1 protein-coding gene is annotated in these 243 nt (G+C 41.6%); it reads right to left on the bottom strand.

What is annotated here, in order from left to right:
* A partial coding sequence (locus GSM_RS14500; protein WP_010078438.1) for a LysM peptidoglycan-binding domain-containing protein occupies positions 1-243 on the bottom strand: 243 nt, incomplete at both ends.

Genomic DNA, 243 nt, shown 5'->3' with positions numbered 1-243 from the left:
CTACTGCTAGCTTGTGAAGAAGAGCTTGCAATCTTCAAAGACTGTCCAACATAGATGGTATCTGATGAAAGATTGTTCCAACTCTTCAAATTAGCAACAGAAACACCATACTTATTAGCGATGGCCCAAAGTGAATCTCCTGACTTAACGGTATAAGCAGAAGTCGAGGAAGATGACGATGTTCCCGAATTCGAAGAACTAGAACTAGAAGAACTAGAGCTGCCACTGCTAGCTTGTGAAGAA

The organism is Liquorilactobacillus mali KCTC 3596 = DSM 20444 (assembly GCF_000260415.1).
Lineage (GTDB): Bacteria > Bacillota > Bacilli > Lactobacillales > Lactobacillaceae > Liquorilactobacillus > Liquorilactobacillus mali.
The sequence above is the reverse complement of the archived record's forward strand: the minus strand, read 5'-3'. Positions and strand labels throughout refer to the sequence as shown.